13 protein-coding genes are annotated in these 15,114 nt (G+C 68.4%); 8 read left to right on the forward strand and 5 right to left on the reverse strand.

The features are described 5' to 3' along the window. The first annotated feature begins 116 nt into the window (after positions 1–116). Genes IFT89_RS03630 through IFT89_RS03640 form a run of 3 tightly spaced genes read left to right on the forward strand, consistent with a single transcriptional unit; the run spans position 117 to position 3,260 of the window. On the forward strand, positions 117–1,076 hold the full coding sequence (locus IFT89_RS03630) for a DMT family transporter (protein ID WP_202938266.1): 960 nt from the start codon (positions 117–119) through the stop codon (positions 1,074–1,076). Positions 1,077–1,134: 58 nt separating this feature from the next. Beyond that, the gene (locus tag IFT89_RS03635; protein WP_194642970.1) at positions 1,135–1,935 is read left to right on the forward strand and encodes a carbon-nitrogen hydrolase family protein; all 801 of its coding nucleotides are present in this window, start codon (positions 1,135–1,137) and stop codon (positions 1,933–1,935) included. After that, positions 1,932–3,260: a M20/M25/M40 family metallo-hydrolase gene (locus IFT89_RS03640; RefSeq protein ID WP_202938267.1), complete on the forward strand. Its 1,329-nt coding sequence runs from the start codon at positions 1,932–1,934 to the stop codon at positions 3,258–3,260. The genes IFT89_RS03635 and IFT89_RS03640 overlap by 4 nt, the downstream gene beginning before the upstream one ends. A 269-nt stretch (positions 3,261–3,529) precedes the next feature. On the opposite strand, the gene IFT89_RS03645 is transcribed toward IFT89_RS03640, so the two are convergent. Continuing rightward, positions 3,530–4,246, reverse strand: a complete 717-nt coding sequence (locus tag IFT89_RS03645) for an NUDIX domain-containing protein (protein ID WP_137242860.1) — start codon at positions 4,244–4,246, stop codon at positions 3,530–3,532. Between the two features lie 189 nt (positions 4,247–4,435). Between IFT89_RS03645 and IFT89_RS03650 the strand changes: the two genes are divergently transcribed. Together IFT89_RS03650 and IFT89_RS03655 are read left to right on the forward strand one after the other, a co-directional pair. Next, on the forward strand, positions 4,436–5,863 hold the full coding sequence (locus IFT89_RS03650; protein WP_202938268.1) for a glycoside hydrolase family 30 protein: 1,428 nt from the start codon (positions 4,436–4,438) through the stop codon (positions 5,861–5,863). 83 nt (positions 5,864–5,946) lie between these two features. Continuing rightward, the gene (locus tag IFT89_RS03655) at positions 5,947–6,516 is read left to right on the forward strand and encodes a dihydrofolate reductase family protein (RefSeq protein ID WP_085511407.1); all 570 of its coding nucleotides are present in this window, start codon (positions 5,947–5,949) and stop codon (positions 6,514–6,516) included. 58 nt (positions 6,517–6,574) lie between these two features. Here the strand turns inward: IFT89_RS03655 and IFT89_RS03660 are convergent, their stop codons facing one another. The 3 genes from IFT89_RS03660 to IFT89_RS03670 are packed head-to-tail and all read right to left on the reverse strand — an operon-like array spanning position 6,575 to position 9,167. Next, the gene (locus IFT89_RS03660) at positions 6,575–7,747 is read right to left on the reverse strand and encodes an acetyl-CoA C-acyltransferase (RefSeq protein WP_191939990.1); all 1,173 of its coding nucleotides are present in this window, start codon (positions 7,745–7,747) and stop codon (positions 6,575–6,577) included. After that, positions 7,744–8,439 (reverse strand): CoA transferase subunit B, encoded by a 696-nt coding sequence (locus IFT89_RS03665; protein WP_137242856.1) that lies wholly within the window; start codon positions 8,437–8,439, stop codon positions 7,744–7,746. Before IFT89_RS03665 ends, IFT89_RS03660 begins: the two co-directional genes overlap by 4 nt. Before the next feature lie 2 nt (positions 8,440–8,441). Then, on the reverse strand, positions 8,442–9,167 hold the full coding sequence (locus tag IFT89_RS03670) for a CoA transferase subunit A (RefSeq protein ID WP_085511404.1): 726 nt from the start codon (positions 9,165–9,167) through the stop codon (positions 8,442–8,444). 196 nt (positions 9,168–9,363) lie between these two features. Between IFT89_RS03670 and IFT89_RS03675 the strand changes: the two genes are divergently transcribed. The 3 genes from IFT89_RS03675 (at position 9,364) to IFT89_RS03685 (ending at position 13,871) form a co-directional block, all read left to right on the forward strand. Beyond that, positions 9,364–10,113 (forward strand): IclR family transcriptional regulator, encoded by a 750-nt coding sequence (locus IFT89_RS03675; RefSeq protein ID WP_194642979.1) that lies wholly within the window; start codon positions 9,364–9,366, stop codon positions 10,111–10,113. 845 nt (positions 10,114–10,958) lie between these two features. Further along, on the forward strand, positions 10,959–13,148 hold the full coding sequence (locus IFT89_RS03680) for a hypothetical protein (protein WP_137242853.1): 2,190 nt from the start codon (positions 10,959–10,961) through the stop codon (positions 13,146–13,148). 27 nt (positions 13,149–13,175) lie between these two features. Beyond that, a complete protein-coding gene (locus tag IFT89_RS03685; protein WP_137242852.1) occupies positions 13,176–13,871 on the forward strand; it encodes an ABC transporter ATP-binding protein in 696 nt (231 codons plus the stop codon). Between the two features lie 167 nt (positions 13,872–14,038). Here IFT89_RS03685 and IFT89_RS03690 read toward each other — a convergent pair whose 3' ends face one another. Continuing rightward, entirely contained in the window at positions 14,039–14,908 is an 870-nt protein-coding gene (locus IFT89_RS03690; protein ID WP_064293953.1) for an aldo/keto reductase, read from the reverse strand. Between the last annotated feature and the right edge of the window lie 206 nt (positions 14,909–15,114).

Here is a 15,114-nt window from a genome sequence, read left to right on the forward strand (position 1 = left end):
GGGAGCAGGGCGGCGTGCCAGAGGAGTCCTGAGACAAGGACGTCCGGGTCGCAGGACGGCGCACGCGGGCGTCGGTGGGTGATGCCAAGCTGAGTCGTCCGACTCGAGGGAGCACGATGAGCACCGCAGCACCGAACACCCGTGTCACCGCGCTCGTCGCACCAGGGTCCCGCAGGGTGCTGGGCGCCTATCTCGGCGCTGCGCTCATCTGGGGTGCCAGCTTCCTCTTCATGAAGACCGGCCTGACCGGGCTCGCTCCGGCGCAGGTCGCCCTGTCCCGCGTGGTGCTCGGCGCTTTGACGCTCTGCATCATCATGCTCGTCACCCGACGCCGCTGGCCGCGGGAGCGTCGGCTCTGGGCGCACCTCGCCGTCGTCTCCGTCTTCCTCTGCGTCGCCCCGTTCCTCCTGTTCTCCTGGGCCGGGCAGTTCCTGCCGTCGGGCTTGTCGAGCATCCTCAACGCCACGACGCCGATCATGACGCTCGCCGTCGGCGCCCTGTTCCTCCCGAAGGAACGGTTGAACGGCCTGCAGGTGTTCGGCATCTTCGTCGGTGCCCTCGGCGTCGCGATCGTCGTCGGCCCCTGGCGCGTCCTGGCCGACCCGGCGATCCTCGAGTCCATCCCGGCTCAGCTCGCCTGCCTCGGCGCGACCCTCTGCTACGGCATCGCCTTCGTCTACCTCCGGAAGTTCGTCCTCGGCACCCACAGCTACGACGCGGTGGTCATCTCGGCCGTGGAGATTTCGCTCGCCGCCGTCATCATGCTCGTGCTCTCGCCGTTCATCGCGATGCAGCCGGTGTCGCTCGACGCCCCGGTCGTCCTCAGCATGCTCGCCCTGGGAGCACTCGGTACCGGCGTCGCCTACATCTGGATGACGACGATCGTCGACTCCTGGGGCCCGACGGCGGCGTCGACCGTCACCTACCTCACGCCCCTGGTCGGTGTCGTCCTCGGCATCCTCGTGCTCGGTGAGATCCTGCACTGGAACGAGCCGGTCGGCGGCGTGATCGTCGTGCTCGGCATCCTCGTGAGCCAGGGCCGGCTCCGGCGGCGCACGCCCCCACTCTCGGCATAGGGTGGCTGGACGGCCGCGCGCTGACGGTCGCGGCCCTTCCCACGGAACGAGGTTTCACATGCGCATCGCATCCGGGCAGTTCTCCGCCGGAACGGACATCGACGAGAACCTCGCCAGCGTGGTCGCCCTGCTCGGTGAGGCCGCGGCGGGTGGCGCCGAACTGCTCGTGCTGCCGGAGATGAGCAGCTACGCCACCTCGGAGCCGCCGAGCGCGCTCGCCGCGATCGCCCAACCACTCGACGGACCCTTCATCACGGGTGTCGCCGCCGCAGCCGCCGCGCGCTCCCTCCCGACGGTCGTCGGCACCATCGAGGAGAACCCCGGCGGGTTGCCCTACAACACGCTCGTGGCGATCGACGCCGAGGGGGACATCACTGCGACGTACCGGAAGGTGCACCTCTACGACGCCTTCGGGTACGCGGAGAGCGACGGCATCTCGGCCGGCGAGCTCACCGAACCGTTCGTCCTCGAGGTCGGCGACCTCCGCATCGGGGCCTTCACCTGCTACGACCTCCGTTTCCCGGAGAGCGCGAGGCGTCTCATCGACGCCGGCGCCAACGTCATCCTGCTGCCCGCGATGTGGATCGTCGGCCCCGGCAAGGAGGACGCCTGGACCACCCTCGTGCGCGCCCGGGCCATCGAGAACACCGCCTACGTCGTGAGCGCCAACCAGACCGGCCCGCTCGCCACCGGCAACTCGATCATCGTCGACCCTGCCGGCGTCGTCATCGCGGCCGCCGGCGAGGCACCGGGCGTGGTGTTCGCCGAGCTCGATCCGGCCCGACTCGACGCCGTGCGGGCGCGGGTTCCCTCGCTCGCCAACCGCCGGTTCACCGTGATCCCGCGGACCGCCGAATGAGCGTGGGCGAACGCGTGAGCGACCCGGTCGGTCTCTCGGAGGTCGTCTCCATCACGCGCGACCTCATCCGGATCGACACCTCGAACTACGGCGGTGGGCGTGCCGTCGGCGAGTCCCGCGCGGCGGACCTCGTCGAACGCCTGCTCGGTGAGGTCGGGATCGTGTGCGAGCGCTTCGAGGCCGAGCCCGGCAGGACGAACCTCGTCGCGCGGTGGCCAGGTCGCGACCGCACCTTGCCCGGCCTCCTGCTGCACGGGCACCTCGACGTCGTCCCGGTCGACGCGGCCGCATGGACGGTCGATCCGTTCGGCGGCGAGATCGCCGACGGCATGCTGTGGGGCCGCGGCGCCGTCGACATGAAGAACATGGTGGCGATGATCGTCGCGTCGGTCCGGCGCATGGTGACGGCGGGGGAGCAGCCCGAGCGCGACGTTGTCCTGGCGTTCTTCGCCGACGAGGAGGCCGGGTGCGTCCTCGGCTCGCAGTGGATGGTGGAGCACCACCCGGAGCAGTTCGCCGGCGTCCGCGATGCGATCAGCGAGGGCGGCGGGTACAGCGTCACCCTCGGTGAACGAGCCGACACCCGCGCGTACCTGCTCAACACCGGCGAGAAAGGCGTGCTCTGGTTGCGGCTGACCGCCCACGGTGCCGCCGGTCACGCCTCGCTCGCGAGCCAGGATTCGGCGATCGTCAAGCTCGCCGCCGCGGTCGGCCGGATCGGCGCGCTCGACTGGCCGGTGTCGTTCACCGAGACCACGACGCACCTGTTCCAGCGACTGCGTGAACTGACCGGAGCCTCCTCCGAGCTGTCGCCGTTCGAACTCGCCGCGCTCGTCGGCCCCAGCGCGTCGCGGCTGCGCGCCGGCCTGCAGAACGTGGCGAACGTCACCATGATCTCTGGTGGGTACAAGGAGAACGTGATCCCCGAGTCCGCGACCGCGACGGTCGACGCCCGGTTCCTGCCCGGCCAGCGGGACGAGGTCATCGCGCGCATCCGCGAGGCGGCGGGCGAGGGGGTCGACGTCGAGGTTCAGCTGGAGCTCATCGCGATGGAGTCGCCGAACGACGGTGAGCTCGTCTCGGTGATCGAAGCGGTCATCGAGCGGCACGATCCCGGTGCGACCGTGCTCCCGCACCTCATCCCCGGCGGCACCGACGCGAAGGCGCTCAGCCGACTCGGCATCACGGGGTACGGATTCATCCCGCTCCGGCTGCCGGCGGACTTCGACTTCCCCGGGATGTTCCACGGTGTCGACGAACGTGTGCCGCTCGACGCGCTCGACTTCGGCTGCGCGGTGCTCACGGACGTCATCCGCTCGGCCTGAGCTGACGCATGCCGGTCCCTGAGCCTGTCGAAGGGCGGTGGCGGGCTCGGTCGGGGCACCCTTCGACAAGCTCAGGGACCGGCGCTTCGCTCAGGGACCGGCGCTTCGCTCAGGGACCGGCGCTTCGCTCAGGGACCGGCGCTTCGCTCAGGGACCGGCGCTTCGCTCAGGGACCGGGGGCCGACCGGTGTTCGGGTTCGCCGATCGGCCACCCGGAGACGGGTGGCACGGTGTTCTGGCGAGCTCGGGGTCCGGGAGTCTCGGCGGTACTAGCGTGCGGGTGGTGCAGGCGGAACAGGCGTCGGTGCCGTCGCGAACGGGCCGGAGAGCCTCGCCCACTGCAGCAGCATGATGGTCTTCGCGTCGATGATGTCGTCGCCGATGCGCGCGATCGCGTCGTCGATGTCGAGTTCGAGGAGTTCGATCTCCTCGCCCTCCTCGGCGAGCCCGCCCCAGTCGCCGCGACGCGCAGCGGGGTCGTACTCGGCCGCGTAGAAGTGCAGGCGCTCGGTCACGGAGCCGGGGCTCATGAAGGCGTCGAACACATGCTGGACGGCCTCGACCGCGAACCCCGTCTCCTCGCGGGCCTCACGGGCGACCGCCGTCTCGGGATCGTCGTCGTCGAGCAAGCCGGCGGCGGTCTCGATGAGCTCGCCGGTCGGGTGTCCGTTGACGTAGGCCGGGTAGCGGAACTGCCTGGTGAGCAGGACCTTCCGGGAGTCACCGTGGTAGAGCAGGATGGTCGCGCCGTTGCCGCGGTCGTAGGTCTCGCGCTGCTGCGTCGACCACGCGCCTGAGCGGTCCTGGACCCGCAGGGTCGTCCGGCGGAGGACGTGCCAGGCGGCGGCGACCAGTTCCACGTCGGTCACCTGGACGCGCGGATTGCCGGTGAGGTCGAGGCCCGTCTGGTGCAGGCCGGTGCGCCCGCGGGCGTCGGGGAGGTCTGCTCCGGGTTGCGGCTCCCGGACCGTCGTGGAATCGGCCATCCATCGAGTGTACGACCGCCTGCGAACGGCATGCCAGCGGGGTGTCCCGGGTGCGCCGCTCGGGTGAGCCCTGCTGTGCGCCGCGCCCGATCGCGAATGGCGACTGCCCTTCGGTTTTCGCGGGTTCTGCAACATACTGGTGGGAGCACCGGTCGCGGTCCACGGAGGACCCCCGTCGAAAGGCACTCGATGACGAGCAGCAGTCCCGCCAGCAGCCCCGTCGCCAGCGGCGGCACCACGGCATCAGCGCGGTCGGTCACCTGGGTCGTGACCACCCAGGACGCCCCCTGGCTGGAGCAGGAGCCCCTCGGGTTCGGACGACTCGCGGGGATGCCGAACGTCGTGGTCGACGTGGCGAACCCCCGTCAGACCGTCGACGGCATCGGCGGGTGTTTCAACGAACTCGGCTGGACGGCGCTCGGGCTCCTGTCCGAGGAGGACCGCGAGGGCATCCTGGCCGACCTCTTCACGCCGGGCGCTGGACTGAACCTCTCGCTCTGCCGCATGCCAGTCGGCGCCAACGACTTCTCCACCGACTGGTACTCCTACGACGAGGTCGACGGCGACTTCGACCTCGAGCACTTCAGCATCGACCACGACCGCGCGACGCTCGTCCCCTTCATCCAGGCGGCGCAGCGGTACCAGGGCGACCTGCGTCTTTGGGCGTCGCCGTGGAGCCCGCCCACCTGGATGAAGACGAACGGGCACTACGCGGCCGCACGCCCCTGGCCGGGGTCCGGCGTCGACAACGGCATCCGCGACGACCAGCTGGGCTCCGAGGGGACCGATCTGTTCATCCTCGAGGACCACTACCTCGAGACCTACGCCCGGTACTTCGCCCGCTTCGTCGAGGCCTACGGCCAGGAGGGTATCCGCGTCGAGATGGTCATGCCGCAGAACGAGTTCAACTCGGCGCAGGTGTTCCCGAGCTGCGTGTGGACGGCCGAGGGGCTCGCTCGGTTCATCGCGGTCCTCGGGCCGGAGATGGACCGTCTCGGAGTGCGGGTCTTCCTCGGCACGCAGGAGCGGCCGCACGACGCGCAGATCGAGACCGTGCTCCAGGATCCGTCGGCCGGTCCCTGGGTCGCCGGAGTCGGATTCCAGTGGGCCGGCAAAGGCGCGATCGCCGCGGTGCATGACGCCCACCCGGACCTCGCGCTCTACCAGACCGAGCAGGAGTGCGGCGACGGACGGAACGACTGGCGCTTCGTGCGGCACACCTGGGGACTCATGCGCCACTTCTTCACGAACGGTGCGCAGGCCTACACGTACTGGAACCTCGCGCTCACCGAGGGTGGCGTCAGCCGCTGGGGCTGGGCGCAGAACTCACTCGTCGTCGTGGACCCCGATGCCCGGACCTTCCGATACACCCACGAGTACTTCCTCATGCGGCACCTGGGGCACTTCCTGCAGCCGGGGGCACAGCGGCTTGCGACGATGAGCTGGACCGGGCACGAGAACCTGCTCGCCTTCCGCAACCCGGACGGTGGCGTGGTGCTCGTGATGCAGAACGACCTCGGCGAACCGCTCCCCGTCCAGATCGTGGTGGGCGACGACGTCATCACGCCGACCCTGCCGGCCGACTCCTTCGTGACGCTCGTCATCCCACCCGCCTGACCGTCGGTGCCGGAGGGACCCCTTGTGGGCGGTCGCGTCTGCGGCCTAGCCTCTCGCGTACCGGCACTGGCGACGGAGGACACATGGGCAGGCTCATCTACTCGGCGATCAGCTCGCTCGACGGCTACCTCGCCGATGAGGAGGGCCACTTCGACTGGAGCGCGCCGGACGCCGAGGTGCACGCCTTCGTGAACGAGCTCTCCCGGCCGATCGGCACCTACCTGTTCGGCCGACGCATGTACGAGATCATGACGTTCTGGGAGACGGCGGACGAGCTGCCGGACGAGCCTCGCGAGATCGCCGACTTTGCGGCTCTGTGGCTCGCGGCCGACAAGGTCGTGTATTCGACGTCGCTCGATGCGGTCTCGACGGCCCGGACGACGCTCGAGCGATCGTTCGACCCGGAGGCCGTGCGCCGGTGGAAGGCGGAATCGGACCGCGACCTCAGCGTCGGCGGCCCGCACCTGGCAGCCGAGGCGATGGCAGCGGGGCTCGTCGACGAGGTGCAGTTGTTCCTCTCACCGGTGATCGTCGGTGGCGGCTTGCGTGCGCTGCCGGCCAACCTCCGGCGACGTCTGGAACTCGTCGACGAGCGTCGCTTCGAGGCCGGCGTCGTCCACCTCCGCTACACCGTCACCGGCGAGCCCGTCTGAGGTGAGGCAGTCTGTCGCGGGGATGCCCTAGGAGCGACCAGACGCCTCACCTCACGGATCAGACGGCCTCGAGGATGATCGCTGAGCCCTGGCCGCCACCGCCGCAGATGCCGGCGGCACCGATCGAACCCGAGCCGGCGGCGGCGAGGCGCCGGGCGAGGTGCCCGACGATCCGGGTGCCGGAGGCGCCGATCGGGTGACCGAGGGCGATCGCGCCGCCGTTCGCGTTCACGATCACGGGATCCACACCGAGCTCATTGGTCGAGTGGACCGACACGGCGGCGAACGCCTCGTTGATCTCGACCGCCGCGAGGTCACCCGTCGTGTGGGAGGTCTTGGCGAGGGCGGCGACGATCGCATTGGAGGGCTGGGCGTGCAGGCTGACGTCGGGTCCGGCGACGAGAGCATGCGCGACGACGCGGGCGATCGGGGTGAGTCCCCGGGCTGCAGCGACTTCCTCGCTCATCAGCACGACCGCGGCCGCCCCGTCGGTGATCTGGGAGGAGTTGCCCGCGGTGATCGTGCCCTCGCCGCCGAACGCGGGACGCAGCCCGGCCAGCGAGTCGGCGGTGGTGTCGGCGCGGAGTCCGTCGTCGGCGCTCACGACCGTCGGACCCTTGCGCCCCGGCACGGAGAAGGGTTCGATCTCCTCGGCCTGGACGTCCGCAGCTGCTGCGAGCCGCTGGTGCGAGCCGGCCGCCCAAGCGTCCTGCTCCGGGCGTGCGATGCCGAGCGAGCCGTTGCGCTCCTCGGTGGACGAACCCATCGACCGGTGCTCGAATGCATCGGTCAGGCCGTCGTGGTCGAGGGTGTCGACCAGCTCGATGGCGCCGTAGCGCTTGCCGGCGCGCGAGCCCGACCAGGCGTGCGGGGCGAGGCTCATCGACTCCTGGCCGAGCGCGACGACGACGTCGACCTCGCCGGCGTCGATGAGACGCGTGCCGGTGACGATCGCCTCCATGCCGGAGAGGCACACGGCGTTGACGGTGATGGCGGGGACGGTGAAGGGGATGTCGGCCCCGACGGCGGACTGCCGGGCGGGGTTCTGGCCGGCGGCGCCCTGCAGCACCTGGCCGGCGATGACCTGCTGCACGTCGGCGGCGTCGACCCCCGCCCGCGACAGGGCCGCGCGGATGGCGTGGGCGCCGAGCTCAGTGGCCGGTACGGACGCGAACGCCCCGTTGAACTTCACGAACGGAGTGCGGGCGTACCCGACGATGACGGTGCTCATGCGTGTGCCTCCTGAGGCGTGGCGGGTGCGGTCGGAACCTCGCCGGTGGTGGTGGGGTCGAGTTCGACGGAGAACTCCGCGCCCGTCAGGGTGCGCAGCTCGGCGACGCTCGTGTCGGGCGCGAAGGCCCGCAGGACGAGCGCCCCCTCGACGATATCGAAGACGGCGCGGTCGCTGATGATCCGGTCGACGACGCCGACGCCGGTGAGCGGGAGATCGCACTGCTCGACGATCTTCGGGCTGCCGTCCTTCGCGACGTGCTCGGTGACGACCACCACCCGTGGCGTCCCGGCGACGAGGTCCATCGCACCGCCCATGCCCTTGACGAGCTTGCCCGGGATCGTCCAGTTCGCGAGGTCGCCCGCACCCGAGACCTGGAGCGCGCCGAGGATGGCCAGCTGCACGTGGCCGCCGCGGATCATGCCGAACGACATCGCCGAGTCGAAGTAGCTCCCGCCCTCGAGGAGCGTGACCGTCTGCTTCCCGGCGTTGATGAGGTCGGCGTCCTCCTCGCCCTCGATCGGGAACGGACCCATGCCGAGCAGGCCGTTCTCGCTCTGCAGCGTGACGTGGACGCCCGGCGGGACGTGGTTCGCGACGAGCGTGGGGATGCCGATGCCGAGGTTCACGTACTCGCCGTCGCGGAGTTCGGTCGCCGCGATCGCGGCCATGTCGTCTCTCGTCCACATCATGATCAGGCTCCTGCCGGTGTCGTGGTGGCGGCCGCCGGACGGACGGTGCGCTGTTCGATGTCCTTCACCCGCGGCGTCGCCGTGACGAGGCGCTGGACGAAGATGCCGGGGGTGACGACGGTGTTCGGATCGAGGTAGCCGTCCTCGACGACCTCCTCGGCCTCGGCGATCGTCAGTCGGCCGGCGGTCGCGACGATCGGGTTGAAGTTCCGTGCCGTGTGCCGGAAGACGAGGTTGCCCTCGCGGTCTGCGCGGAACGCGTGCACGAGGGCCACGTCGGCGACGATGCCGCGCTCGAGGACGTAGGTCTCCCCGTCGAACACCTCCGTCGGTTTGCCCTCCGCGACCGGGGTGCCGACACCGGTCTTCGTGTAGAACCCGGCGATACCGGCGCCGCCCGCGCGCAGCCGCTCGGCCAGCGTGCCCTGCGGCGTGAACTCGACCTCGAGCTCGCCGTCGAGGAACTGCTTGGCGAAGAGTTTGTTCTCGCCCACGTACGACGCGACGACCTTCCGCACCTGTCGGTTCTCGAGGAGGATGCCGAGGCCCTTGCCGTCGACCCCCATGTTGTTGGAGACGATCGTGAGGTCGGTGGCACCCGTGTCCCGGAGGGCTTCGATGAGGTCGGTCGGGTTCCCGCTCAGGCCGAACCCGCCGACCGCGATGGTGGCTCCGTCCCGGACGACCTCGTGCAACGCCTCGGCGGCGCTCGACCAGTGTTTCGTCATGTCACTCCCTTGTGGATGGCGGGCCGACCTGACCACATGGTGGCACTGGCCGTTCGTCTCTCTTGTAGTCAGTCACAGCCGTCCTGCGGTGTCAAAGGTGGCATGGGGCCCGATCCCGGATTCGCTCATGACGTGGTCCCGGCTGCGGCGTAGGCTCACCATGTGGACAAACCGGGGGTACGACGTGGCTGAGGGGATGCGCGGCGCCCAGGTCGTCTCGCGCGTGAGCCGGATCCTCAAGATCGTGTCGGAGCACCCCGGTGGTGCGTCGTCTTCGGCGGTGGCCGCGGCCGCCGGGCTCACCCGCCCGACGGCGCACCGCCTGCTCGCCTCGCTCGCCGCCGAGGGCTTCCTCGACCACGACGTCCGCGCCGCCCGGTGGCACCTCGGCCCCGAGCTGTTCCTCCTCGGATCGCTCGCGGCGGAGCGGTACGACGTCGCCGAGCTCGCGCGGGAGAGCGTGCGGATCCTCGCGCACGAGAGCGGCGAGAGCGCCTTTCTCTCGGTGCGTCGCGGGTTCGAGACCGTGTGTCTGCTGCGCGAGGAGGGGAGTTTCCCGGTGCGGTCGTTCGTCCTGACCGAGGGTGTCCGCTTCCCGCTGGGGGTCGCGTCGGCGGGGCTGGCGATCCTCGCGTTCTCGAGCGACGAGGAGATCGACGACTACCTGGGTCGCGCCGACCTCGTCGAGCGGTGGGGTGAGGCCCACGCCGCCGACCGCGTGCGCGAGCGGATTCGCGAGACGCGTGAGCGCGGGTACGCGGTGAACCCGGCGCTCATCCTCGAGGGCAGCTGGGGCATGGGTGCGGCCGTGTTCGACGCGGCGGGGAAGCCCGCCTGGGCGCTCAGTCTCACCGGGATCGAATCCCGGTTCCGGCCTGAGCGCCAGGCGTTCCTCGGCGGCCTGCTGCTGGAGCAGGCGCACGAGCTGTCGAAGCGACTCCGCTGAGCCGGGCGGTCGGTTCCTGAGCTGCGCTGCACTTCGACAAGCTCAGTGACCGGGTGGCCGCTCAGTGACCGACGGTGCGGTCCCTGAGCCTGTCGAAGGGCGGCGGCACGCCGCCGGCGAGCCGTAACCCGACGCTGCTCCAGCGGTATCGCTGACCTCCCAAGGTGGCGCGATGAGGCGTGGAGGGACTCTCGACCGTCTTTCGACCCACGCGCTGGGTCTCGCGCTATGGCGGTGAGTCAGTCATATCTGCGAACCCGGAAAGCCTGAAATATTAACTAGACATGCAAAATATCTGTTCGCTAGGGTCGACCTACGCTCAACTCCTCAAGCCGAATCGACCAGTAGAAGCCATTCAGGTGTCGACAGTCGGATCGGCTGCGGACAAGATCGCGGGGCGTTACCGTCGGTGGCGCTCGACTCAAAGGGTTAGAGGGGAAACACATAATGAGGATCAAAAAGGCACTCACCGTCACGCTACTGTCTGCGGCACTGTTGGCCGGAGGCGCAGGTGTCGCGCACGCGGAAACCGTGTATTACAAAGGGTCTGCGATCAGCTGGGATCACGGTCGCTCTTGGGGGGTAACGAGTTACTCGAGTGTGCAGTCGGGCGCATACGAGCACAGCGCCACCGCAAATACGACCTTCTCAGGTTGGAAAGCCCCGGGAGTGCTTGCGAGCGCTGAACAGTGGGTCGGGACGGGCTCGGCGACGGCCTACTGGAACGCCCGAGGATAGGTTCTTCGTTCACATATTCGGCCTCTCGTGAGGTCTCCGTCGTCTGGGGCGACCTCACGAGAGTGTCCGGAGAACCGCCGGTCGGCGAAAGAGAGACGGCAACACACATGGCCCTCTGGTCGAAAGTGACGAGCGTCGTGCTCGTGATCGTCATCGGAGCAATGATGAGTGTGCTCTACGTGATCGGTCAAGGGAGCCTGCTTCGTCGAGAGATCGATGAGTATCCTCGCGGTTCCACAGAGATCTCCCTCTATGACGTTTCCGAGGCGCAGACGACTCGCGTACTGGACATTCTCGGTGAGTTCGCTACCGCCGACGAGGCAGCCATCGTGAGAGTGGATCAAGAGTTGTCCGATGCTGACGGCTCATTGACCGGGATGCGCGTCGGGGTCATGACCGGAGACAATGCTCCCGCATCGCTCACGTTGGATTTCCTCGGGACGACGCTGGTCGACATCGACCAGATCGCCGATCTCGCCAGGGCCGATCCCGCTGCATCGATCGGCCTCGACGCCAATGCGGCAGATGTCATCCACCCTGTTCCGGAGTTGTTGTTCGCGCCGCGGTTCTCCGTGGTGCAACTCGCGCGGCTCGTGGAAACGTCGGGTACGGTCAACGGTGCTTACCGGGTTTCGGGGGCCGACGAGGAGCAGTTGGCAGAGTTGCTCAGTTCGCTCGAATCGGCGACGGGGCTCTCGTCGGACCGGATGCTCGCACCGCTCCGCGGTCATGTGACGGACAGCGGGATGAGCGCCCGCCTGCTTCAAGGATTCGTGATAGCCACGGCTCTCCTGCTGTTGCTCGTTCTCCTCTTCGAGGCAGTGCGTGCGTTCCGCGTGCTCGGCGTGCATCTCCTCCTGGGAAGATCGCGCTTGGGTTTCGCCGTCGTGCTGTTGAGGCCCGTCGTCGTCGCGATCGTGGCGACCATCGCGCTGTCGATGATCGCCGTACCACTGATGGCGCCGGGATACAGCGTGAACCCGACGATGCTCGCCGCTGCATGGAGTGCCGCAGTGGCCGGAGTGCTCCTACCAGTCGGGTGTGTGGCGATCGCGGCCCTCGCGCTCGTCGCGGTCAAACCGGTCGACGCGATCGCCGGACGCTTCTCGCGGCGAATTCTGCTCGGCGTGCTCGCCGGTATTCACGCGATGGCGATGGCCGGATTCACCACGACGTTCATCTTTCTCGACGGTCCGATGAAGGAAGCCGGAACGCTCGCAGGGGTCAGCGAATCATGGGCGGCGGTGGCCGATCAGGAAATCCTGTACCAGACGAAGGCGGGTGAGGATGAGGCGAGTTTCGCCGGACAGTCAGGCCAGTATCAGCGCGACTTCTACGACTGGTACACCTCGATCGCCGACGCGCGCGGCGTGGGCCTCGTCAACAGCCAGTATGTCGACCGGAGTGTGCTGGACGTGTGGTCGGGAGTGTACCAATCCGTTCCAGAGCGGCCGTTCTGGTATGTGGTGGCCTCGCCGAACGCCCTCGCGTCACAGGGCTTCGCGGTGGACGCCGGTCTCGTCGAGCGTGCCGAGGCCGGCGAACGTGTCTTCCTGATTCCGGATTCCTGGACGGGATCGGCGCAAGCCGCAGTCCGCGGGTGGCTCGGTGAGCACAGTGACGTCGCCTACGAACCGGCGATCCGCACGGCCTTCTTCGACGACCGGATCGTCACCTTCCAGAACTACCACCCCGCCGAAGCGCTGTTCCCGTGGAGCACGAATCCGGCTGGGTGGAATGGGGTCACCGACGCGGTCATCCTCGTGACGACCCCGGAGAACATGATCCCGTTCGAAAGCGAAAGCCTCGCCGCGGTCGGGTTGGACAACAGTTACGTCAAGCTCAGCCGGGGCGCATCGAAGAGCTATGCGAATCAGTCATACCTCTCGAGATTCGACCTGGACGACAACGGGGTCGAATACCTCCCGGTCGGCGATTTCGTCGCGGGCCTCACGAAGTCCATCCAGTCGGTGGTGCAACTCTTCGGCGTGATGATTCTCTTCCTTGGCCTGTTCTGCTTGTTGCTGCTCACTGCGCTGATGAGGCTGTATTCGACCACGTATCGGGAATCGATGGCCGTCAAGAGGATGCTCGGGTATTCATCCAGCAGCATCTTCGCGCCCGCCTTCGTCCTCGTCGGCGTGGTCTGTGCCTCGGCAGTGACAGCCGCGGCGCTGTCCTCTTCGCGGAGCGCGATCCTGGGGATCGCCGTCATGTCCGCGGCACAACTCATCCTGTTCGTGTTCCTTGCGCGAACCCTCTCGCGGCTGCAACTGACCATCATGCTCAAGGACTAGGACGGACCCACAGTGACACCACTGCTCATGATCGACCAGCTGACCAAGCAGTACGGTTCACGCCGCGTCCTCGACGGCGTGGACTTGGAGGTCCACCGTGGCGAATCGGTCGCCATCGTGGGGCCGTCAGGTTCCGGCAAGTCGACGTTGTTGAACATCGCAGGGCTCCTCGACGAGTGCAGCGGCGGCGAAGTGCGGTTCCGCGGCGCACCGCTTCCACGGATCAACAGCCGGGCGGCGTCGCATCTGCGCCGCGACCACATCAACTACCTCTTCCAGTCGTTCGCGCTGATCGGTGCTTCGACGGCCTTCGAGAACGTCCTGATCGGTCTTCATGCTGTAAGACTCGGCCGACGAGCGAAGGAGCAGCAGATCATGGAAATACTCAACCGACTCGGTCTTCGGCAGGTCGCGCACGACCGGGTCATGACGCTGTCCGGGGGAGAGCGTCAGCGCGTCGCGCTCGCTCGTTGCCTCGTGAAGCCGGGAGAGCTCATCCTCGCGGACGAACCGACGGGAGCCCTCGATGACGCCCTGGCGGATGTCGCAGTCGCTGAAATGCTGTCGCTACAGCAGGACTACGGCAAGACACTGCTGGTGGTCACTCACGATCGGCGGGTCGCCGACCGATGCGACCGGGTCTTCGACCTCGGCCTGTCTGCAGAACGCGATGGAGCCCCATCGCTCTCGGCCTCGTCGGCCGACCCGGTGACCAGGTCCTGAGCTGCGCTGCACTTCGACAAGCTCAGTGACCGGGTGGGGCCACTCGGCGTCCGGGCAGCTGTGGTCCGGTCCGTGAGCTGCGCTGCACTTCGACAAGCTCAGTGACCGGGTGGCCGCTCAGTGACCGGCGGTCCGGTCCCTGAGCCTGTCGAAGGGCGGTGGGAGCGTTACTCCGAGACGGCGGACAGCTCCTCGAACTCGTCGTCGGTGAGCTCGATCGTCGCGCCCTGCAGGTTGTCCTCGAGGTGCTCGATGCTCGACGTTCCCGGGATCGGGAGCATGACGGGCGAGCGCTTGAGCAGCCAGGCCAGCGCGAGCTGCGACGGGGTCGCGTCGTGTCGCTCGGCGAGCTGCGTGAGCGGGCCGTCCTCCTTGCTGAGGGCGCCGGTCGCCAGCGGGAACCACGGGATGAAGGCGACGCCGTGCTCGGTCGACCAGTCGAGGAGGTCTTCAGAGGAGCGGTCGGTGAGGTTGTAGAGGTTCTGCACCGACGCGATCGGAGCGATCTGTTGGGCCGCCTCGACCTCGGCGACGCTGACCTGGCTGAGGCCGATGTGTCGGATCTTGCCCTCGTCCTGCAGCTTGCGCAGCTCGCCGATCTGGTCCTCGAACGGCACGGTCGGGTCGATCCGGTGCAACTGCAGGAGATCGATGCGGTCGACGGCGAGGCGGCGGAGGCCGAGCTCGACCTGCTGGCGGAGGTAGGCGGGCACGCCCGTGGGCGTCCACTCGCCGGGACCCTGTCGCGTCTGGCCGACCTTCGTCGCGATCACGATGTCGTCGTAGGGGTGCAGCGCTTCGCGGAGGAGGGTGTCGGTGACGTCGGGGCCGTAGGCGTCGGCGCTGTCGAAGAAGTTCACGCCGAGCTCAGCGGCGCGTTTGATCAGGCGGATGGCGCCGTCGCGGTCGTCGGGCTCGCCCCAGACCCCTTCGCCGGTCAGCTGCATGGTGCCGTAACCGAGTCGGTTGACGGTGAGGTCGCCGCCGAGGGCGAAGGTGCCTGCGGCGGTTGCGGGGCGTGTGGTGGTGTCGGTCATGCGGGTGCTCCTTCGGAGGAATGCGGGAGTTCCAGCCAAGCACCGGCGGCTGGGAGGTGCACCCCCCTTGCATTCGGTCCCTGAGCCTGTCGAAGGGTGGTTCCTGAGGTAGTCGACGGGCGCCCTTCGACAAGCTCAGGGACCGGCGGGTGTTACTCAGGGACCGCCCTTCGACAAGCTCAGGGACCGGCGGGTGTTACTCAGGG

Origin of the sequence: Plantibacter sp. CFBP 13570 (assembly GCF_014841395.1) — a bacterium.
In the GTDB taxonomy this organism is placed as follows: Bacteria; Actinomycetota; Actinomycetes; order Actinomycetales; family Microbacteriaceae; genus Plantibacter; species Plantibacter auratus.